General features: G+C 68.9%; 15 protein-coding genes, 1 tRNA gene and 1 pseudogene. 12 read left to right on the top strand and 5 right to left on the bottom strand.

Annotation, left to right across the window (positions count from 1 at the left end):
- Positions 1-53 precede the first annotated feature (53 nt).
- The 3 genes from gltB to pyk are packed head-to-tail and all read left to right on the top strand — an operon-like array spanning position 54 to position 7,602.
- Positions 54-4,643 (top strand): glutamate synthase large subunit, encoded by a 4,590-nt coding sequence (gene gltB / locus T9R20_RS09470; protein ID WP_416182891.1) that lies wholly within the window; start codon positions 54-56, stop codon positions 4,641-4,643.
- Positions 4,636-6,102 (top strand): glutamate synthase subunit beta, encoded by a 1,467-nt coding sequence (locus T9R20_RS09465; protein WP_322409073.1) that lies wholly within the window; start codon positions 4,636-4,638, stop codon positions 6,100-6,102. The genes gltB and T9R20_RS09465 overlap by 8 nt, the downstream gene beginning before the upstream one ends.
- 51 nt (positions 6,103-6,153) lie before the next feature.
- Positions 6,154-7,602 (top strand): pyruvate kinase, encoded by a 1,449-nt coding sequence (pyk, locus tag T9R20_RS09460; protein WP_322409072.1) that lies wholly within the window; start codon positions 6,154-6,156, stop codon positions 7,600-7,602.
- Between the two features lie 24 nt (positions 7,603-7,626).
- On the opposite strand, the gene T9R20_RS09455 is transcribed toward pyk, so the two are convergent.
- Together T9R20_RS09455 and T9R20_RS09450 are read right to left on the bottom strand one after the other, a co-directional pair.
- Positions 7,627-8,835, bottom strand: coding sequence for a RecQ family ATP-dependent DNA helicase (locus T9R20_RS09455; protein ID WP_322409071.1), 1,209 nt, complete (start codon positions 8,833-8,835; stop codon positions 7,627-7,629).
- A gap of 107 nt (positions 8,836-8,942) precedes the next feature.
- Positions 8,943-9,143 (bottom strand): annotated as a pseudogene (locus T9R20_RS09450) (DEAD/DEAH box helicase); the annotation flags it as partial.
- A 260-nt stretch (positions 9,144-9,403) separates the two neighbouring features.
- On the opposite strand from T9R20_RS09450, the gene T9R20_RS09445 reads away from it, so the two are divergent.
- Entirely contained in the window at positions 9,404-9,796 is a 393-nt protein-coding gene (locus tag T9R20_RS09445) for an SHOCT domain-containing protein (RefSeq protein ID WP_322409070.1), read from the top strand.
- Between the two features lie 22 nt (positions 9,797-9,818).
- On the opposite strand, the gene T9R20_RS09440 is transcribed toward T9R20_RS09445, so the two are convergent.
- Positions 9,819-9,901: transfer RNA gene (locus tag T9R20_RS09440), tRNA-Leu, on the bottom strand.
- 114 nt (positions 9,902-10,015) lie between these two features.
- On the opposite strand from T9R20_RS09440, the gene T9R20_RS09435 reads away from it, so the two are divergent.
- The gene (locus T9R20_RS09435) at positions 10,016-10,654 is read left to right on the top strand and encodes an ANTAR domain-containing response regulator (protein WP_141938525.1); all 639 of its coding nucleotides are present in this window, start codon (positions 10,016-10,018) and stop codon (positions 10,652-10,654) included.
- Positions 10,655-10,770: 116 nt separating this feature from the next.
- Here the strand turns inward: T9R20_RS09435 and T9R20_RS09430 are convergent, their stop codons facing one another.
- On the bottom strand, positions 10,771-11,202 hold the full coding sequence (locus T9R20_RS09430; RefSeq protein WP_322409069.1) for a hotdog fold thioesterase: 432 nt from the start codon (positions 11,200-11,202) through the stop codon (positions 10,771-10,773).
- Positions 11,203-11,253: 51 nt separating this feature from the next.
- Between T9R20_RS09430 and polA the strand changes: the two genes are divergently transcribed.
- From polA to T9R20_RS09405, 5 genes are all read left to right on the top strand, one after another.
- A complete protein-coding gene (gene polA / locus T9R20_RS09425; protein ID WP_322409068.1) occupies positions 11,254-13,893 on the top strand; it encodes a DNA polymerase I in 2,640 nt (879 codons plus the stop codon).
- A gap of 88 nt (positions 13,894-13,981) precedes the next feature.
- Positions 13,982-15,655: a DUF885 domain-containing protein gene (locus T9R20_RS09420; protein ID WP_322409067.1), complete on the top strand. Its 1,674-nt coding sequence runs from the start codon at positions 13,982-13,984 to the stop codon at positions 15,653-15,655.
- Between the two features lie 91 nt (positions 15,656-15,746).
- Entirely contained in the window at positions 15,747-16,817 is a 1,071-nt protein-coding gene (locus T9R20_RS09415) for an LLM class flavin-dependent oxidoreductase (RefSeq protein WP_322409066.1), read from the top strand.
- A 9-nt stretch (positions 16,818-16,826) separates the two neighbouring features.
- Positions 16,827-18,188 (top strand): MFS transporter, encoded by a 1,362-nt coding sequence (locus tag T9R20_RS09410; RefSeq protein ID WP_322409065.1) that lies wholly within the window; start codon positions 16,827-16,829, stop codon positions 18,186-18,188.
- A gap of 19 nt (positions 18,189-18,207) precedes the next feature.
- A complete protein-coding gene (locus T9R20_RS09405) occupies positions 18,208-18,969 on the top strand; it encodes an SGNH/GDSL hydrolase family protein (RefSeq protein ID WP_322409064.1) in 762 nt (253 codons plus the stop codon).
- A gap of 12 nt (positions 18,970-18,981) precedes the next feature.
- Here T9R20_RS09405 and T9R20_RS09400 read toward each other — a convergent pair whose 3' ends face one another.
- A complete protein-coding gene (locus T9R20_RS09400) occupies positions 18,982-19,545 on the bottom strand; it encodes a dihydrofolate reductase family protein (protein WP_322409063.1) in 564 nt (187 codons plus the stop codon).
- Positions 19,546-19,675: 130 nt separating this feature from the next.
- Between T9R20_RS09400 and T9R20_RS09395 the strand changes: the two genes are divergently transcribed.
- On the top strand, positions 19,676-19,939 hold the full coding sequence (locus tag T9R20_RS09395) for a DUF6458 family protein (RefSeq protein WP_322409062.1): 264 nt from the start codon (positions 19,676-19,678) through the stop codon (positions 19,937-19,939).
- 30 nt (positions 19,940-19,969) lie between these two features.
- A complete protein-coding gene (locus T9R20_RS09390; protein ID WP_322409061.1) occupies positions 19,970-20,749 on the top strand; it encodes an SDR family oxidoreductase in 780 nt (259 codons plus the stop codon).
- The last annotated feature ends 24 nt before the right edge of the window (positions 20,750-20,773 follow it).

Genomic DNA, 20,773 nt, shown 5'->3' with positions numbered 1-20,773 from the left:
CTGATTCGGGCCGACGTCGTCCCATCTTGAGCATCAATGTGAGGACGGTACGCATGGCCGCGAGTTCCGGCAGCAGCACCTCCACGTCGGTCGTGGGCGGTGGCTTCCCCGCCCTGCAGGGCATGTACAACCCGGCATTCGAGAAGGATGCCTGCGGGTTGGCCATGGTCGCCACGCTCCGTGGCGAACCGGGCCACGACATCATCGACCTGGCCCTGACGGCGCTGCGGAACCTCGAGCACCGCGGTGCGATCGGCTCCGACGCCGGTACCGGCGACGGGGCGGGGATCCTCACCCAGATGCCGGATGCCTTCTTCCGTGCGGTCGTCGCGTTCGACCTGCCTCCGGCGGGGGAGTACGCCGCCGGAATGGTCTTCCTTCCCCGCGACGAGGAGGCACGGACCGCGCAGAAGGCCGGAATCGAGCGGATCGCCGCGAGCGAGAACCTCGTCGTGCTCGGCTGGCGCGAGGTGCCGGTCGCCGAGGAGCACCTCGGCAAGCTCGCGTTCGAGGCCCGGCCGGCCTTCGAGCAGATCTTCGTGTCCCGTCCGGGGGAGGGCGACGCCCCCGCGCTGTCGGGCATCGACCTCGATCGCCGCGCCTACCGGATGCGCAAGCGCGCCCGGCACGAGCTCGACGCCTACTTCGTCTCGCTGTCGGCTCGAACCATCGGCTACAAGGGCATGGTCACGACACTCCAGCTCGAGCCGTTCTATCCCGACCTCCAGGACGAGCGTTTGGCCTCCGAGCTCGCCGTGGTCCACTCGCGCTACTCCACGAACACCTTCCCGTCCTGGCCGCTCGCGCAGCCGCTGCGGATGCTCGCGCACAACGGCGAGATCAACACCGTCAACGGCAACCGCAACTGGATGCGCGCGCGGCAGTCGCAGCTGGAGTCCGAGCTCCTCGGCGACATCCGCCCGCTTCTGCCGATCTGCACCGTCGGATCCAGCGACTCCGCGTCGTTCGACGAGGTCTTGGAGCTGCTGACACTGACGGGACGCAGCCTCCCTCATGCGGTCATGATGATGGTGCCGGAGGCCTACGAGAAGCAGGCCGACATCGACCCCGATCTGCGCGCGTTCTACGACTACCACGCCAACCAGATGGAGCCGTGGGACGGGCCCGCAGCCCTGATCTTCACCGACGGAACGCTCGTCGGCGCCACCCTCGACCGCAACGGTCTCCGCCCGGGCCGCTGGACGGAGACGACGGACGGCTTCGTCGTCATCGGGAGCGAGACGGGCGTCCTCGACATCGCCCCCGAGCGCATCAAGCGTCGTGGCCGCCTGCGCCCCGGTCGGATGTTCCTCGTCGACACCGCCGCGGGTCGCATCATCGAGGACGAGGAGATCAAGCGCGATCTCGCGACCATGCACCCCTGGCAGAAGTGGCTGGATGCCGGGCGCGTGCGCCTGGCCGACCTGCCCGAGCGGGAGCACATCGTCCACCCGATCGCCTCGATCACGCGCCGCCAGCGCACCTTCGGTTACACCGAGGAGGAGGTGCGGATCCTCCTGACGCCCATGGGGCAGAACGGTGCCGAGCCGCTGGGTGCGATGGGGAGCGACACACCGGTGGCGGTGCTCAGCGACCGGCCGCGTCTGCTCTTCGACTACTTCGTCCAGCAGTTCGCCCAGGTGACGAATCCGCCGCTGGATTCGATTCGCGAAGAGGTCGTGACCTCGCTCTCGCTGGGGCTCGGTCCCGAACGGAACCTCCTGTCGTGGGGCGCCGACCACACGCGTACCGTCATGCTCGACTTCCCCGTCATCGACAACGACGAGCTGGCCAAGATCCAGCACATCGACACGGCGCTCCCCGGCCGCTCGTCCGTGACGATCCGCGGGCTGTATCGCGTCGAAGCCGGACACAAGGGCATGCGCAAGCGGCTCGAGCAGATGTGCACCGAGGTCGACCAGGCGATCGAGGACGGCGCGGAGTTCATCGTGCTCAGCGACCGGGACTCCAACAAGGACCTCGCTCCCATCCCGTCGCTGCTGATGCTGGCCGCTGTGCACCACCACCTCATCCGGCGCGAGACGCGCATGAAAGTGGGCCTGGTGGTCGAAGCCGGCGACGTGCGCGAGGTTCATCACATCGCCACGCTGATCGGCTACGGCGCGTCCGCGGTGAACCCCTACCTGGCCATGGAGACGGTCGAGTATCTCGTCCGTGCGGGCTACATCACCGGTGTCACCCCCGAGAAGGCGGTGAAGAACCTCATCTACGCCCTGGGCAAGGGTGTCTTGAAGATCATGTCCAAGATGGGCATCTCGACGGTCTCGTCCTACGCCGGGGCTCAGGTCTTCGAGGCCGTCGGCCTGTCCCAGGAGCTCGTGGACGCCTACTTCACGGGCACCGAGACCAAGCTCGGGGGGGTGGGGCTCGACGTCATCGCCGCCGAGAACGCCGCCCGCCATGCCTACGCCTACCCCGAGGACGCCGCCGTGCGCGCGCACGAGCGGCTGTGGACCGGCGGCGAGTACCAGTGGCGGCGCGATGGGTCGCCGCACCTGTTCAACCCCGACACCGTCTTCCGGCTCCAGCACGCGACCCGGACGCGCCGGTACGACATCTTCCGCGAGTACACCAAGCTCGTCGACGATCAGGCGGCGGAGCTGAAGACCCTCCGCGGACTGTTCGCCCTCAGGATGGGAGTCCGCCCGCCGGTGCCGATCGACGAGGTCGAGCCGGTGTCCGCGATCGTCAAGCGCTTCCAGACGGGTGCGATGAGCTACGGCTCCATCTCTCAGGAGGCGCACGAGACCCTCGCGATCGCCATGAACCGCATCGGCGGAAAGTCGAACACCGGGGAGGGCGGCGAAGACGTCGAGCGGCTGCTCGACCCCGAGCGCCGCAGCGCCATCAAGCAGGTCGCGTCGGGACGCTTCGGCGTGACGAGTCTCTACCTCACCGAGGCCGATGACATCCAGATCAAGCTCGCCCAGGGCGCCAAGCCCGGCGAGGGCGGTCAGCTTCCCCCCACCAAGGTCTACCCCTGGGTGGCGCGGACACGACACGCAACAGCCGGCGTCGGCCTCATCTCGCCGCCGCCCCATCACGACATCTATTCGATCGAAGACCTCAAGCAGCTCATCTTCGACCTCAAGCGCGCGAACCCCGGCGCCCGGGTGCATGTCAAGCTCGTCAGCCAGTCGGGCATCGGCGCGGTCGCCGCCGGCACGGCCAAGGCTCTCGCCGACGTCATCCTCGTGTCGGGGCACGACGGCGGAACCGGTGCCAGCCCGCTCAACTCGCTCAAGCACGCGGGCACCCCGTGGGAGCTCGGACTGGCCGAGACGCAGCAGACGCTCATGCTCAACGGCATGCGCGACCGCGTGGTGGTGCAGGTCGACGGACAGCTCAAGACCGGACGCGACGTCATCATCGGGGCGCTTCTGGGTGCCGAGGAGTTCGGCTTCGCCACGGCACCGCTCGTGGTCTCGGGCTGCATCATGATGCGGGTGTGCCACCTCGACACCTGCCCGGTGGGTGTGGCGACGCAGAACCCGACCCTGCGTGCCCGCTTCAACGGCAAACCGGAGTTCGTCGTGAACTTCATGGAGTTCGTCGCACAGGAGGTGCGGGAGTATCTCGCCGAACTCGGTTTCCGCTCCCTCGACGAGGCGATCGGACGCACCGAGATGCTGGATCTGAACGGTGCGATCGAGCACTGGAAGGCCAGCGGGCTCGACCTGGCACCGGTGCTGCACGGACCGAACTTCGCCGACGACGAGCCCCGTCGTCACGAGCGCGCTCAGCTGCACGAGCTCGAAGAGCACTTCGACAACACCCTCATCGAGCGCGCCAGAGATGTGATCGAGCGCGGCGGATCGGTGACCATCGACCTGCCGATCCGCAACACCGAACGGGCGGTCGGCACCCTCCTCGGGCACCACGTCACCCGTGCGCGGGGCGAGAACGGTCTGCCCTCGGGGTCGATCACGGTCAACTTGACCGGCTCGGCGGGACAGTCCTTCGGCGCGTTCATGCCGGCGGGCATCACACTGCGTCTCGAGGGCGACTCGAACGACTACGTCGGCAAGGGACTGTCCGGCGGGCAGATCGTCGTCCGCCCGCCGCGCGGTGCATCGTTCGACGCGTCGAAGAACGTCATCGCCGGAAACGTCATCGGCTACGGGGCGACCCAGGGCACCATGTTCCTCCGCGGTGTCGTGGGGGAGCGCTTCCTCGTCCGCAACTCCGGTGCGACCGCGGTGGTCGAAGGCGTCGGCGACCACGCGCTGGAGTACATGACCGGTGGGCTCGCCGTCATCCTCGGAGAGACCGGCCGCAACCTCGGTGCCGGGATGTCGGGGGGAACGGCCTACATCTACCGGCTGGATCGCAAACTCGTGAACCGCGAGGCGCTCGCGTCGGGCGAACTCGTCCTCGGTGAGCTCGGCGCGGGCGATGTCGAGATGCTCCGCGATCTGCTCGAGCAGCACGTCACGGAGACCGGTTCCGAACTGGCGCAGCGCTTCCTCGACGACTTCGAGGTCGAGGCGTCGAACTTCGTCCGTGTGGTACCGCGCGACTACGCCGCGGTGCTGCAGACCCGGCAGGACGCGCTCGATCAGGGACTCGATCCCGATGGAGACGTCGTGTGGAGCCGCATCCTGGAGGTGACCGGTGGCTGATCCCAAAGGCTTTCTGAAAGTGACCGAGCGGGAGCTGCCGCCCCGGCGCCCCGTCCCGGTGAGGATCATGGACTGGAAAGAGGTCTACGAGCCGGGCGATTCCGCCGTGCTCCGGCGGCAGGCCGGTCGCTGCATGGATTGCGGCGTGCCGTTCTGCCACAAGGGGTGTCCCCTCGGCAACCTCATCCCGGAGTGGAACGACCTGGTCTGGCGGGGCGAGGGGCGCGCCGCCAGTGAGCGCCTGCACGCAACCAACAACTTCCCCGAGTTCACCGGCCGGCTCTGCCCCGCGCCCTGCGAGAGCTCGTGCGTCCTCGGCATCAACCAGCCCCCGGTGACGATCAAGCAGGTCGAGGTGTCGATCGTCGACGAGGCGTTCGCGCAGGGCTGGGTGGAGCCCGAGCCCCCGGCGCGGCTCACCGGCAAGACGGTGGCCGTCGTCGGCTCGGGCCCGGCGGGCCTTGCGGCCGCACAGCAGCTCACCCGCGCCGGGCACACCGTCGCGGTCTACGAGCGCGACGACCGGATCGGCGGCCTGCTGCGCTACGGCATCCCCGACTTCAAGATGGAGAAGCGTCATCTCGAGGCGCGGCTGCGCCAGATGCGCGACGAGGGCACCCGCTTTCGCGCGGGCGTCGAGATCGGCGTCGACATCTCGTGGAGCGACCTCCGCGCACGCTATGACGCGATCGTCATCGCCACCGGCGCGACCGTGCCCCGCGACCTCGCGATCCCTGGGCGCGATCACGCGGGCATCCATTTCGCGATGGAGTACCTCGTCGAATCGAACAAGGCCGTCGCCGGCGACGCCGTGGCCAATCAGATCAGCGCTGAGGGGAAGCATGTCGTCGTGATCGGCGGCGGTGACACCGGCGCCGACTGCATCGGCACCGCCCACCGGCAGGGGGCGCTGAGCGTGACGAACCTCGCCATCGGCACGCAGCCGCCCGAGGAGCGCCCCGAGGACCAGCCCTGGCCGATGGTGCCGAACCTGTTCGAGATCGCCTCCGCACACGAGGAGGGCGGCGAGCGCCAGTACCTGGCGTCCACCGTGGAGTTCCTTGCCAACGCCGTCGGCGAGGTACGTGCGCTGCGGGTCGCCGAGACCGAGTACCGGGACGGGCGCCGTGTGCCCAAGTCGGGCACGGAGCGCGAGATCCCCGCCGACCTGGTTCTCATCGCGATGGGGTTCACCGGCCCCGAGCACGCCCACCTCGCCGATCAGCTCGGCACGCAGTTCGGCCCGCGAGGCAGCGTCGAGCGCGACGCGGTCTACCAGACATCCGCTCCCGGCGTCTTCGTCGCCGGCGACGCCGGGCGTGGGCAGTCGCTGATCGTCTGGGCGATCGCCGAGGGCCGTGCCGCAGCCGCGGCGGTCGACGAGTACCTCATGGGCAGCACCGACCTGCCGGCCCCCGTTCACCCGAACGATGTCGCCATCGGGCTGCAGCCCGCGTAGGCTGGCCCCGGCCCTTCGCCCCTTCCCCCATCACTCGGAGTTCATACACGGATGAGACGCGCCAAGATCGTCGCCACTTTGGGTCCTGCCACTTCCTCCTATGACATGGTCCGCGCGATCATCGACGCAGGGGTGGACATCGCTCGGCTGAACCTCAGCCACGGCGACTACTCCGTCCACGAGGCGAACTTCGCCAACGTGCGAAAGGCTGCAGACGACGCGGGGCGGCCGGTGGCCGTGCTCGTCGACCTGCAGGGGCCGAAGATCCGTCTCGGCCGCTTCGCCGACGGCCCCCACGAGCTGGCCGAGGGCGACATCTTCAAGATCACGACCGACGACGTCCCCGGCACCAAGGAGCTCGTCTCGACGACGTTCAAGGGGCTCCCCGGCGACGTGAAGCCGGGCGACTTCCTCCTCATCGACGACGGCAAGGTCCGCGTCGAGGTCATCGAGGTCGCGGGCTCGGTCGTCACGACGCGGGTCGTCGTCGCCGGGGCCGTCTCGAACAACAAGGGCATCAATCTGCCGGGTGTGGCCGTCAACGTTCCGGCGCTGTCCGAGAAGGACGAGGCCGATCTCCGCTGGGGTCTGCGGATCGGAGCCGACTTCATCGCCCTGTCCTTCGTGCGCAACGCCAAGGACATCCAGCGCGTCCACGTCATCATGGCCGAGGAGGGACGCCACGTCCCGGTCATCGCCAAGATCGAGAAGCCGCAGGCGGTGGACAACCTCGAGGAGATCATCGACGCCTTCGACGGCATCATGGTCGCTCGCGGAGACCTCGGCGTGGAGCTGCCGCTCGAGGCGGTGCCGATCGTTCAGAAGCGCGCGGTCGAGCTCTGCCGCCGTATGGCCAAGCCCGTCATCGTCGCCACGCAGATGCTCGAATCGATGATCAACAACCCGGTGCCCACGCGCGCCGAGACCAGCGACGTCGCCAACGCCGTCCTCGACGGCGCCGACGCCGTCATGCTCTCGGGCGAGACCAGCGTGGGCGAATACCCCGTGAAGGTCGTCGAGACGATGGCGCGCATCGTGGAGTCGACGGAGGACCACGGGCTCGAGCGCATCGCTCCGCTGACCACCAAGCCCCGGACGCAGGGTGGCGCGATCACCCTCGCCGCCATGGAGGTGGCCGAGTTCGTCGAGGCGAAGTTCCTCTGCATCTTCACCGAGTCCGGCGACACCGCCCGCCGCATGTCGCGGCTTCGCCCGAAGATTCCGATGATCGGATTCACACCGGAGCCGGCGATCCGCCGTCGCATGGCGATCACCTGGGGCATCCGCTCGACGCTCGTCGAGCACGTGCCCCACACCGACCGCATGTTCATCCAGGTCGACGACTACCTGCTCGCCAACGACCTGGCCAAGGTCGGCGACAAGGTGGTCGTGATCTCCGGTTCGCCCCCCGGAATCATCGGGTCGACCAACGACATCCGAATCCACAAGGTCGGCGATGCCGTGCACGGCGCGGCCCCGATCTACCAGACGCGGGACTGACTCACCCGGTCCCGAAAGACCTCCTCACGCGACGCGCGTGAGGAGGTCTCTCTCTTGCACGGCCGCCACCTGCAGGACCTTGTAGCCCTGCTCCTCGAAGAAAACCGTGAGCCGGTCGTCCTCGACGTCCACGACGCTCCCGCGTCCCCACTCCGCGTGTTCGACCTCGGACCCGGTGGGGTAGGGCGCATCTGCCGCAACGGAGTCCCCCTCATCGGCGGTGCCGCGTCGGCAGGTGTCGCAGCTGCGGCAGGACTCGGAACCCTCGTCCCCGAAGTAGGACAGCAGCACCCGTCGACGGCACCCCCGAGTCTCGGCGTACCGGCGCATGACGTCCAGGCGCGACCGCTCGATCCGTTCCCGGCGCTCGGCGGCCTCCCGCGGCAGCGCGACTGCCTCCTTCGGCCGGCGCACGGCGATGACCGTCGCACCGTCGCGGTCGACGCCGACCACTCCCGCCTCCACGAGAAGGTTGACGAGCCCCGTGACGCGCCGCGCCGAGAGACCGAGTGTCTCAGCGAGCGCCCGGATCCGGACCGATGATCGCGCCTCGACCAAGGTCCGGTAGACCCGGCTGACCGCCGCCGAATCGACGGATCGCGCGGTGAAGTACTTCCGGATCCCCAGATCCTCCGAGCGGTAGAAGAGCACCGCCTGCGCGGGTTCTCCGTCTCTTCCCGCTCGACCGGTCTCCTGCGTGTAGGCATCCAGAGACTCCGGAACGGCGGCGTGGACGACGAAGCGCACGTCGGACTTGTCGATGCCCATCCCGAAGGCGTTGGTGGCGACGACGACGTCGATGTCCCCGTGCGAGAACCGCTCGTGGGTGCGACGGCGCTCGCGGGCGGGGAGCCCGGCGTGGTAGGTCTCCGCGCGAACACCTCTCTCGCGCAACCGGGACGTCAGCTCCTCCGCAGCCCGTCGGGTCGCGGTGTAGACGAGCCCCGGCGGAGGGAGCGTCGGAATCGCCTCGAGGACCTCCCGGTCCTTCTCGGCCTCCATCGCGAACCGCCGGACGTCCAGATCGATGTTGGGTCGATCGACACCTCGCACGACGAGAAGGGGATCCGTCAGTCGGAGGCGTTCGACGATCTCCTCGCGAACGGGCGCTGCAGCCGTAGCGGTGAGGGCGACGGTGGGCGGATGCCCCAGCTGTTCGCGAACCCCGCCGAGACCGAGATAGTCGGGTCGGAAGTCATGGCCCCAGCTGGCGACGCAGTGAGCTTCGTCCACCACGAACAACCCGACCGCGAGCGCCGACAGCCTCTGGACGAGTCGTCTTTCGCGAGCTGCTCCGGGGCTAGGAAGAGGAACTCAACCTCCCCGGCCATGACCGACTCCCAGAGCTCTTCGGTGGCCCGGTCTCCGAGGGACGAGTTGAGCATGGCACCGCGGGGCGCGTGCGGGGTCTCGGACAGTCCGGCGAGCTGATCCGCCTGGAGGGCGATGAGGGGAGACACGACGATCGTCATGCCATCCCGAAGTGCTCCGGCGAGCTGATAGACGGCGGACTTCCCCGCGCCGGTCGGAAGAACGGCCATCACGTCACGGCCCGCCAGCAGGGCGCGGACGGCCTCCTCCTGTCCCTCCCGAAGCTCATCCCAACCAAAGAGCTCGCGCGCAGCGCGAGCGATCGACATCCTCGACATCCTGTCCTTCCCGGGGGCCGGATCATCCTGCCACGTGCTGTGCGGCATTCTCCGGGGGATTGACAACCGGCTATCGAGCGGTCGCCGGCGCCTCTCCCGCACGAACCGCGGGGTCGCTAGGCTGATGCCACACCTCGAGGCGCGGAGCGAAGATGCCCTACATCACCGATCTGATCTGGCTCATGCTGTGGGCGTTCTACTTCGTCGCCTATCTGTATGTCGTCATCGTGATCATCACCGATCTGTTCCGCGACCATCAGCTCAGCGGCTGGTTCAAGGCGCTGTGGATCATCGCGCTCGTCTTCGTGCCGCTTCTGACCGCGCTGATCTACATCATCGCCCGGGGCCGGGGGATGGCGGAACGGGCCCATTCCGCAGCGCCACGAACCGTCGCGGAGAACGACGACTATCGGCCCGCGCCGTCGGCCAGCCCTGCGGACGACATCGCCAAGGCCAAGGAGCTTCTCGATTCGGGGGTCATCACCCAGGGCGAGTTCGAGGCGCTGAAGAGCAAGGCGCTCGGCCACCAGTTCTACGGTGCGTGAGCCGGCCACGCATTCAGCACGGTGCCGGTGGTGGGAGTCGAACCCACACGCCCTTTCGGGCAACCGAGTTTGAGTCGGTCGCGTCTGCCATTCCGCCACACCGGCGCGCGGGCCATCGGCCGCGTCCGTCCTCGACCTTATCGCAGCGGCTGCCGCCCCGGTGCGGGCGGGCGCGGGGACGATTGCGGGCCAGAGCGCGCGAAGCCGTAGGATTGCGGGGTGACTGAGTCAGAGCGCGCCGGGCAAGAGCAGACCGGGCAAGAGCAGGCCGCCGCATCCGCCCCCCGCCGGGTGGTCGTCGCCGAGGATGAGTCGCTCATCCGCCTCGACATCGTCGAGATCCTCCGCGACAACGGCTTCGACGTCGTCGGAGAGGCGGGCGACGGCGAGACCGCCGTGCAGCTGGCCACCGAACTGCGCCCGGACCTCGTGATCATGGACGTCAAGATGCCGCAGCTCGACGGCATCAGCGCTGCCGAGAAGCTCAGCAAGAACCACATCGCGCCCGTGGTGCTGCTCACCGCCTTCAGCCAGAAGGAGCTCGTCGAGCGCGCCAGCGAGGCGGGCGCTCTGGCGTACGTGGTCAAGCCCTTCACTCCCAACGATCTGCTTCCCGCCATCGAGATCGCTCTGGCCCGTCACGAGCAGATCATCACCCTCGAGGCCGAGGTCGCCGACATGGTCGAGCGATTCGAGACCCGCAAGCTCGTCGACCGGGCCAAGGGCCTCCTGAACGAGAAGATGGGCCTCACCGAGCCCGAGGCGTTCCGCTGGATCCAGAAGGCGTCGATGGATCGTCGCCTGACGATGCAGGATGTCGCCAAGGCGATCATCGAACAGCTCGCCCCGAAGAAGTGAGCCGAGCCGGATCAATGCTGCGCGGCGGCGTTGATGCGGCTGCGGCTCAGGTCGCATCTCGATACGCGCGTCGCGCTCCTCGATGACCGGGCCGGCGGAGCCGCCGCCGCGAAACCTCAGCCGCCCGACACGTCCTTGATGTGATTGGTGATCCGTATGGTCGAACAGCGCCGCCCCTCGTCATCGGTCACGACGATCTCGTGGACGGTGATGCTGCGGCCCAGGTGAAGGGGAGTGCACACGCCGGTGACGAACCCCGATGTGGCGGATCGCGTGTGCGTGGCGTTGATGTCGACGCCGACCGCGAGCCGCCCGGGGCCGGCGTGGAAATTGGCGTGCATCGACCCCAGCGACTCGCCGAGCACGACGTAGGCGCCGCCGTGGAAGAGCCCCACCGGCTGAGTGTTGCCCGCCACCGGCATGCGTGCCGCGCACCGCGCGGCGGAGAACTCCAGCCATTCGAAGCCCATCTTCTCGGCGAGGGCTCCGATGCCCCGGGCCTCCGCCCACGCGAGGTCGTCGGAGGCGGTGTCGACGGTATCGGTCATCGGTGCGTTCCCGGCTCAGGCGGTGTCTCACCCCGCGTCTAGGCTGTCAGGGTGACGGACTCCGCAAAGCCTACCCTCCTCGTCGTGGACGGCCATTCGCTGGCTTACCGAGCGTTCTACGCCCTCCCCGTCGACAACTTCTCCACGAAGGACGGGCAGCACACGAACGGGATCTACGGATTCCTGGCGATGCTGATCAACCTCATTAAGGCCGAGAAGCCCACGCACCTCGCCGTCGCCTTCGACACCTCCCGCCAGTCGTTCCGCACCCGGCAGTACGCGGAGTACAAGGCCAACCGCTCCGAGACGCCGAAGGAGTTCCAGGGGCAGATCCCGCTGCTGAAGGAGTGCCTGGCGGCGATGAGTATCCCGGTGCTCGAGCAGGAGGACATCGAGGCCGACGACATCCTCGCCACGCTCGCCACGCGCGGGGCCGCCGAAGGCTTCCATGTCCTGGTGTGCTCCGGAGACCGCGACACCATCCAGCTGGTCACCGACGACGTCACGCTCCTGTACCCCAACGTGCAGGGCGTCTCACAGCTCAAGCGCTACGACACCGAGGCCGTGCGCGAGCGGTACGGGGTGGAGCCGGCGATGTACCCCGACGTCGCGGCCCTCGTGGGCGAGACCAGCGACAACCTCCCGGGTGTACCGAAGGTCGGTGAGAAGACAGCCGTGAAGTGGCTGAACCAGTTCGGCTCGCTCGACGACCTGCTCGCGCAGGCCGACAAGGTCACCGGGGTCGTCGGCAACAACCTCCGCGAGCACCTCGACGACGTGCGGCGCAACCGGCAGTTGAACGCGCTCCTCACCGACGTCGATCTCCCGATCGGCCCCGCCGATCTCGCGGTGCAGCCCATCGATGCGCAGGCCGTGCGCGAGATCTTCGCACAGCTGGAATTCCGCACCCTGCTGCCGCGGGTCTTCGAGGCAGCGGGCGTCGATCAGGCCATGTCCGCGCAGGCGGCGGTCCCGACCGCCACGGCGCCCACGCCCTCTCAGCCCGATTCGGCGGAACTGGCGGCCTGGCTCGAGAAGGTCGAGGGCGACGTGGCCCTCACCGTCACCGTCGAGAACGGGCGCCCGCGTCGCATCGGGCTTGCCACGGCGGATGCCGCCGTCGAGGCCAACTGGTCCGAGGAGATCGCCGCAGCGCTCACGCCGTGGCTGCTCTCGGAGTCGCCGAAGGTGCTCACCGACGCCAAACCCCAGGTCAAGGCGCTCCGGCGCGAAGGGATCCGGCTGGGCGGCCTCGCCTTCGACACGATCCTGGCAGGGTGGCTGCTGCGTCCGAGCTTCCCCGACAAGTCGCTCGCCGACCTCACCGACCGATTCCTCGGCGAGAAGCTCCCCGAGTCCGACCCCGCGCAGCTCGTCCCCGAGACCGAGGGTGCGACCCCGGGGCAGCTGTCGTGGTTCACGCTGCGCGTCGCCGAGGCGCAGCGGGCGCAGCTCGCGGGATCCGTCCTGTCGGTCCTCACCGACATCGAGCTTCCGACCCTCCAGACCCTGGCCGATATGGAGCTCGCCGGTGTGGCCGTCTCCCACGCGAAGCTCTCGGAGTTCTCGGGCGAGCTCGGCGACCGGGCCGACCGGATCGCGCAGGACGCCTACGCCGCCATCGGCCGAGAGGTGAACCTCGGGTCGCCCAAGCAACTGCAGGAGGTGCTCTTCGAGGAGCTGCAGCTGCCGAAGACCCGCAAGACGAAGACGGGCTATTCGACGGATGCCGCGGTGCTGGCGGATCTGCAGGAATCCCACCCGCATCCCTTCCTGAACCTCCTGCTGCAGCATCGCGAGGCGACGAAGCTCCGCCAGATCATCGAGTCGCTCGACGTGGCGATCGCCGGGGACGGGCGTATCCGCACGACGTACCTTCAGACCGGCTCGCAGACGGGGCGGCTTTCGAGCACCGACCCCAACCTCCAGAACATCCCGATCCGCACGGAGGAGAGCCGCCGCATCCGGTCGGCGTTCGAGGTCGGTGACGGCTACGAGGCCCTGCTGACCGCCGACTACTCCCAGATCGAGATGCGGATCATGGCTCACCTGTCCGAGGACCCGGGGCTGATCGAGGCGTTCAACTCCGGTGAAGACACCCACCGCTTCGTGGGGGCCCGGGTCTTCGGCGTGGCACCCGAAGACGTCAGTCCGGCGATGCGCACGAAGGTCAAGGCGATGTCGTACGGCCTCGTCTACGGATTGTCGGCGTTCGGGCTGTCCAAGCAGCTGCGGATCGAGCAGTCCGAGGCGCGCGAACTGATGCTCGAGTACTTCGCCCGCTTCGGGGCCGTCCGCGATTACCTGCGCACGTCGGTCGAGAAGGCACGCATCGACGGGTACACCGAGACGATCTTCGGGCGGCGTCGCCCGTTCCCCGATCTGAACAGCCCTAACCGGGTGCTGCGCGAGAATGCCGAGCGCGCGGCGCTGAACGCGCCGATCCAGGGCAGCGCCGCCGACATCATGAAGGTCGCGCTGTTCCGAATCCACGACGACCTCACCCGGCACGAGCTCCGCTCGCGCGTCCTGCTGCAGATCCACGACGAACTCGTCGTCGAGGTCGCACCGGGGGAGTGGGATGCTGCCGAGCGTATCGTCCGGGAACGCATGGCGGATGCGGCGGAGCTCACCGTTCCGCTGGATGTCCAGATCGGCCGGGGGGCCGACTGGAACGCCGCAGGGCACTGACCGATCGGCGCCGTGACCGGGCGGCCGGGGGCGGGGACGAGGACCCCGCGTTGGCGCTCGGGGGAGCGGGGTGCCTAGGCTCAGAGGCATGACAGATGCATCCCGCACCCCCACGCCGATCGACACGATCGCCGAGGCGTGGGTCGACACCCTGGCCGAACTCGATCCGTCGCTGGCGACATACATCGGCCGGTCCGAGCACAATCACCGGTACGGCGACTACTCGCCCGAGGGTCAGGCCCGCCTGATCGACGAGGCGAAGAAGGTGCGCGCCGCGCTCGCGAGCGCGGCCCCGGTCGACGACGTCGACGCCGTCACCAAAGAGGACCTCACGCGCGAGCTCGACCTTCAGATCGAGCTCGACGAGGCGCGATGGCACCTGCGGGACCTGAACGTCATCGCCTCGCCCGCGCAGGACATCCGCGCCGTGTTCGACCTGATGCCGACCGACAGTGCCGAGGACTGGGCGGTCATCAGCGACCGCATGGCGGCGCTCCCCGAGGCAGTGCACGGGTACATCTCGACGCTGCGCGAGGGGATCGCACAGGGGGTCGTCCCCGCCCGACGCCAGGTCGTCGAGGTCGTGACGCAGATCGGCAGGTACACCGCCGACGCGGGCTTCTTCACGACCTTCGTCGGGAACGCCGCTCCGGCTGAGGGCCAGCTGCCGGCGTCCCTCGCGCGAGAGCTGTCCGACCGCGCGGGCGCCGCCCGGGTCGCCTACGACGAGCTCGCGTCCTTCCTCTCGGGTGAGCTCGCCCCGGCTGCGACGGAGAAGGACGCGGTGGGTCGCGAGGTCTATGCGCTGATGTCCCGCCGCTTCCTCGGCGCCACGATCGACCTCGACGAGACGTACGACTGGGGCGTCGAGGAGCTCGCGCGCATGGTCGCCGAGCAGGAGCAGATCGCCGGGGAGATCAGCCCTGGTGCCTCCGTGGAAGAGGCCGTCGCCTTCCTGGAGAAGGACCCGTCCCGCAAGCTCCACGGCACCGAGGCCCTCCAGAAGTGGATGCAGGAGACCAGCGACCGCGCCGTCGCCGAACTCGGCAGGACCCACTTCGACATCGCCGAGCCGATCCGGCGCCTGGAATGCATGATCGCCCCGACGAACGAGGGGGGCATCTACTACACCGGACCCACCGACGACTTCTCCCGCCCCGGCCGGATGTGGTGGTCGGTGCCCGAGGGCGTCACCGAGTTCGATACCTGGCGCGAGCTCACCACCGTGTATCACGAGGGCGTTCCCGGCCATCACCTGCAGATCGCCCAAGCCGTCTACAACCGCGCGCAGCTGAACTCCTGGCGGCGGCTGCTCGCCGGGCCGTCGGGCCACGCCGAGGGATGGGCCCTCTACGCCGAGCGGCTGATGGAGCAGCTGGGGTACCTCGACGACCCTGCGGATCGACTCGGGATGCTCGATGGGCAGCGCATGCGGGCCGCGCGCGTGGTGCTCGACATCGGCGTGCACCTGGAGAAGCAGCGTCCCGACGGGGACGGCACGTGGGATGCCCCGTTCGCGCTGAAGTTCATGCGGCGCAACGTCAATATGCCCGACGAATTCGTGCAGTTCGAGGTCAACCGCTACCTCGGCTGGCCGGGGCAGGCGCCGTCGTACAAGGTCGGTCAGCGCATCTGGGAGCAGCTGCGCGACGACTACCGCGACGCGAACGGCGCGGACGCCGACCTGAAAGCGTTCCACAAGAAGGCGCTCGACATCGGCGGGGTGGGGCTGGACACCCTCCGCACGGCGCTCGCACGCTGACACGGGCGGCGGCGTCGTCGAGGGAATAGTCTGGAAGCCGCGGTGTTCTATTCGTTTGAATAGGTCCGCCGGGCCGCAGAGAGAGGCGATCATGATCGAGTTCGGACTCCACACCTTCGGGGACGTCACCGTCGACGCGGACGGCCACGAGCTGTCGCAGGCGCAGACCCTGCGCAACCTCGTCGACCAGGCCGTGCTCGCCGACGAGGTGGGCATCTCGTTCTTCGGCGTAGGGGAGCACCACCGACGCGAGTACGCCGTGTCGAGCCCTGAGGTGGTTCTCGCCGCGATCGCGTCGCGGACACGCCACATCCGTCTGGGAACGGCGGTGACCGTGCTGTCCTCCGACGAGCCCGTGCGGGTCTACCAGCGCTTCGCCACCCTGGACGCCCTCTCGAACGGTCGCGCCGAGCCCATCCTCGGACGCGGCTCCTTCACCGAGTCGTTCCCGCTTTTCGGCTACGAGCTGAAGGACTACGAGGTCCTCTTCGAGGAGAAGCTCGAGCTGTTCGCACAGCTGCTCACCGAGCGGCCGGTCACCTGGGAGGGTACGACGCGTCGCGGTCTGTCGAACGTGGATGTGTTCCCCAAGACCGAAGCTGGAATGCCGGCGTGGGTCGGCGTGGGCGGCTCGCCCGAGTCGGTCGTCCGCACCGCCCGGTACGGCTTCGGTCTCATGCTCGCCATCATCGGCGGGCCGGCCGCCCGCTTCGCCCCCTACGCCGAGCTGTTCCGCCGGTCGTTGGTCTCTTTCGGTCACGATTCGCGCCCGATCGGCGTGCATTCGCCCGGCCACATCGCCGACACCGACGAGCAGGCGTGGGAGGAGGCGTACCCCGCCTTCGACGTCATGTTCTCGACCATCGGGCGCGAGCGCGGATGGCCGCCCTACAACCGGCTGCGTTTCCAGCAGGATGTCGGCGAGGGCGCCATCTACGCCGGATCTCCGGAGCGGGTCGCGCGCAAGATCGCCGACACGGTTCTGACGCTGGGGCTCGACCGGTTCGATCTGAAGTACTCCAACGGCACCCTCGGTCACGACAAGCTCATGCACTCGATCGAGCTGTTCGGCACGCAGGTGATCCCGCGCGTGCGCGAGCTGGTCGCCGAGGCACAGGAGCAGGATGCCGCGCCCGCGCCGGCGACGACGGCAGCGCCCTAACATGACTGCGTGAGCATCCGCACGGCGCCCGCATCGGTCAGCGACCGACTCGACGCCCTTCCCTTCACCCGCCGACACCTCAGGGTCCTCACCGGATCGGGGGTGGGGTGGGCGCTGGACGCGATGGACGTCGGGCTGATCTCCTTCGTCATCGCGGTCCTCGTTCAGCAGTGGAGCCTGACCGGCACCGAGGCGTCCCTCATCGCCTCGGCAGGTTTCCTCGGGATGGCGGTGGGGGCGAGCCTAGGAGGACTGCTCGCCGATCGGATCGGACGCCGTTCGGTGTTCGCGGTGACCCTCCTCGTCTACGGCCTCGCCACCGGGGCCAGTGCGCTGGTCGGGGGTGTCGCGGCGCTACTGGTGCTCCGTTTCGTCGTCGGTCTGGGCCTCGGAGCCGAACTCCCCGTCGCCTCGACGTATGTGAGCGAACTCGCCCCCGCACGCATGCGGGGCCGGATCATCGTCATCCTGGAGGCGTTCTGGGCCGTCGGATGGACCGCGGCGGCGCTGATCGGATACTTCGTGATTCCCGCCTCCGAGGACGGGTGGCGCTGGGCGTTCGCCCTCGGCGCGATCCCCGCGATCTACGCGCTGGTGGTCCGATGGGGGCTTCCCGAGTCGGCACGCTGGCTCGAGCGCCGGGGTCGCGCTGCTGATGCCGAGGTCGTCGTGAGGCAGTTCGAGCGGTCGCCGGCACTGTTCCGGAGCGAGACCGGTGCCCGAGTGCCCGTGCCTCCCGCCGTGGCCGCATCCGGCGACGGGGCGAGGGTGCGCACGGGCATCGGGACGCTCTGGAGTGCGGAGTTCCGCCTTCGCACCGCGTCCCTGTGGCTGGTGTGGTTCTGTGTGAACTTCAGCTACTACGGCGCCTTCATCTGGATCCCCTCGATCCTCGTCTCGCAGGGGTACGACCTGGTCCGCTCCTTCGGATTCACCCTCGTGATCACGCTCGCCCAGCTGCCGGGGTACGCCGTCTCGGCCTGGCTGATCGAGGTCTGGGGGCGCCGGGCGACCCTGTCCGTCTTCCTCGTCGGCTCCGCTGCCTCGGCAGTGCTGTTCGGCACGGCGACCACCGAGGCCACGGTGATCGCTGCCGGTATGGCGCTGTCGTTCTTCAATCTGGGTGCGTGGGGCGCCCTGTACGCGATCACGCCCGAGACCTATCCCACCTCGGTACGGGCCACCGGGGCGGGCTGGGCGGCGGGGGTGGGGCGGATCGCCTCGATCATCGCCCCGCTCGCGGTGCCGCCACTGCTGGGCCTGGGCGGCGCGCCGCTGCTCTTCGTCGTCTTCGCGGCGTTCTTCGCCGTGGCGGCGACCGGGGCGTGGGGCCTCGCGGATCGGCGGGGACGGGCCCTCGACGATCGTTGAGCGTTTGTAGGCTGGTCCGATGGCTGCAGTGCGCTTCGTCGCGATCGGGGATTCGTTCACGGAGGGTGTCGGCGATGAACTCCCCGACGGACGCACGCGCGGGTGGGCGGATCTCGCGGCTCAGGGGTGGGCGGATGCGAGCGGGCACCCGATCCAGTACGCCAACCTCGCCATCCGCGGGAAGCTCGTCTGGCCGATCGTCGAGGAGCAGCTCGAACCCGCCTTGGCCCTGAAGCCCACGCACTTGTCGTTCAACGGCGGTGGCAACGACATGCTGAGGCCGCGCACCTCCATCAGACGGATCGCCGACGCGTTCAGCCAGGTGCTCCGCCGGTGCGACGAGGAGGGTGTGCGACTCATCCTGCTCTCGGGGGCGAACCCCTCGCCGCAGCTTCCGCTCAGCCGGGTCATCCAGCGGCGCGGCGACCTGCTGTCGGTGGCGGTGGTCGGGCGGGTTCAGGACCGGCCCGATGTCATCCGAGCTCTGAACTGGCCGGACCGGGAGCTGTCGGCGCCGCCGTACTGGTCACCCGATCGTCTGCACATGAACAGCCGCGGTCATCACCGTGTCGCCGCCCGCGTGCTGACGGCGCTGGGGCTGACGCCGCCGGAAGGGTGGTGGTCCCTGCCCGAGCTCGATCTGGATCCGCTCGGGCGGCGCGACTACTACCGCGAACACCTCGGCCCGTGGGTCCGCCGGCGCCTGACCGGCACATCGTCCGGCGACGGCCGGGCGCCGAAGTACGCGGACTGGGTGACCCTCACGCCGGCCTCAGGCTGATGCGCGCGCCGCTCAGGTCGGCCTGACCGAGTACCGTAGCTCGGCGAACTGCCCCGCGCGTGCCACCGATTCGAGGTGGAGCCGGTCGGGTCCGATCCGCCGGGGGAGGAGGGGGCGCCCGGACGGGAGGGTGGCCGGCGCGAGCGACACGCGGATCTCGGACAGCAGTCCCGCGTCGGCGAACTGCCCTGCGAGGTCGCCGCCGCCGACGATCCAGACCGCCCGGTCCGCCGCGGCCGCTTGGAGCTGCGGCCATTCGGAGGAGACCGCGCCGGTTGCGAATCTCACATCCGCACCGTCGATGCGGGGGAGTGCTCGCGACGTGAAGACCCAGGTCACCCGGTCGCCGTAGATCTCCGTCCATTTCTCGGGGTGGGCGATCAGGTCCTCGTGCTCGACGACCCACTCGTAGGTCGTCGATCCCATAACGAGGACGCCGACGGTCTCGAGGAACGCCGAGAAGTCCTGTTCGGCCTCGTCCGCCCCCGGCGTGGCGAAGAGCCATTCCAGCGAGTCGGCGTCGTCGGCCAGGAATCCGTTGAGCGTCGTCGCCGTGTGGAAGATCACCGGAGTCATGCCCGAAGCCTATGCGGTGCCTCCGACATGCCGCATGAGTCCTGCCGTGTCAAGAGGGTGCGGCCGAGGTCTCAGACAGTCCACAGTGTTGGGTGGGCAACGCCCTCGCATACCCGGAAAGGGGAGACCCATGAGTATCGGTGCTGGTATCGCACTCTTCGCCATCGGAGCCATCCTGGCCTTCGCCGTCAATGTGCAGGTCGAGTGGGTCAACCTCGACATGATCGGCTACATCCTGATGGGCGCCGGTGCGCTCGTCTTCCTCATCGGCATCGTGCTGCTCGCCCGTCGCCGCAACACCGAATCGGTGAGCCGCACCACGGTCGATCCGGCGACCAACGAGCGGGTCACCCGGCAGTCGACCAGCCGTCCCGACGACGCAGCGGGACTCTGACGTCACCCGGCGGGACCGTAGGCTCGAAGGATGAGCCCTCCGTCGCCGCCGGGTACCGCCCTCCTCACCGGCGTCGGCCGGCGCCGCTCGATCGGCGCAGGGCTCGCGCTCGGTCTGGCCCGTGATGGGTGGAACCTCGTTCTGAATCACTGGGACGACTACGACGAGCGTGTGGGGCTCGACCGCGGGGCATCCGATCCTCTCGACATCGCGGACGAGTGCCGGGCGCACGGCGTCACGGTCACCGTCGTCCGTGGCGATCTGTCCGATCCTGCGGTCCCGGAGCGAGTGATGGACGAGGCCGCTGCTGCGGGTCCGCTTCGTGCCCTCGTCATGTCGCATTGCGAGTCGGTCGACAGCTCGATCCTGACGACGGATGTCGAGAGCTTCGACCGCCATTTCGCCGTCAATGCCCGGGCGACCTGGCTTCTCATCAGGGCCTTCGCCGAACGGTTGCCGCAGAGTGCCCCGCCCGGAGAGGTCGCGGGGTCGATCATCGCCCTGACGAGTGACCACACCGCTCACAACCTTCCCTACGGCGCGAGCAAGGGCGCACTCGATCGCATCGTCATCGCGGCGGCCGCCGAGCTGGGCGCACGGGGCGTGCGGGCCAACGTCATCAACCCCGGCCCGATCGACACGGGCTGGATGGACGACGACATCCGTCGGTGGACGTACGACGCGACCCCGGCGGGGCGGCTCGGCACACCCGACGACATCGCCAGCACCGTCCGTTTCCTCCTCTCGGCGGAGGGGTCGTGGATCAACGGACAGCTGCTGAAGGTCAACGGCGGATTCGCGACCGGCTAGGTCGGCGCGGCGGCGCGGGCATCC

This window comes from Microbacterium invictum (assembly GCF_034421375.1).
GTDB classification, from domain to species: domain Bacteria; phylum Actinomycetota; class Actinomycetes; order Actinomycetales; family Microbacteriaceae; genus Microbacterium; species Microbacterium invictum_A.
The sequence above is the reverse complement of the archived record's forward strand: the minus strand, read 5'-3'. Positions and strand labels throughout refer to the sequence as shown.

Bases quoted from the DNA above. Each gene is read 5' to 3' on its own strand.
- gltB (WP_416182891.1), top strand. From the start codon at position 54: ATGGCCGCGAGTTCCGGCAGCAGCACCTCCACGTCGGTCGTGGGCGGT.
- pyk (WP_322409072.1), top strand. From the start codon at position 6,154: ATGAGACGCGCCAAGATCGTCGCCACTTTGGGTCCTGCCACTTCCTCC.
- T9R20_RS09445 (WP_322409070.1), top strand. From the start codon at position 9,404: ATGCCCTACATCACCGATCTGATCTGGCTCATGCTGTGGGCGTTCTAC.
- T9R20_RS09430 (WP_322409069.1), bottom strand. From the start codon at position 11,202: ATGACCGATACCGTCGACACCGCCTCCGACGACCTCGCGTGGGCGGAG.
- T9R20_RS09420 (WP_322409067.1), top strand. From the start codon at position 13,982: ATGACAGATGCATCCCGCACCCCCACGCCGATCGACACGATCGCCGAG.
- T9R20_RS09415 (WP_322409066.1), top strand. From the start codon at position 15,747: ATGATCGAGTTCGGACTCCACACCTTCGGGGACGTCACCGTCGACGCG.
- T9R20_RS09405 (WP_322409064.1), top strand. From the start codon at position 18,208: ATGGCTGCAGTGCGCTTCGTCGCGATCGGGGATTCGTTCACGGAGGGT.
- T9R20_RS09400 (WP_322409063.1), bottom strand. From the start codon at position 19,545: ATGACTCCGGTGATCTTCCACACGGCGACGACGCTCAACGGATTCCTG.
- T9R20_RS09395 (WP_322409062.1), top strand. From the start codon at position 19,676: ATGAGTATCGGTGCTGGTATCGCACTCTTCGCCATCGGAGCCATCCTG.
- T9R20_RS09390 (WP_322409061.1), top strand. From the start codon at position 19,970: ATGAGCCCTCCGTCGCCGCCGGGTACCGCCCTCCTCACCGGCGTCGGC.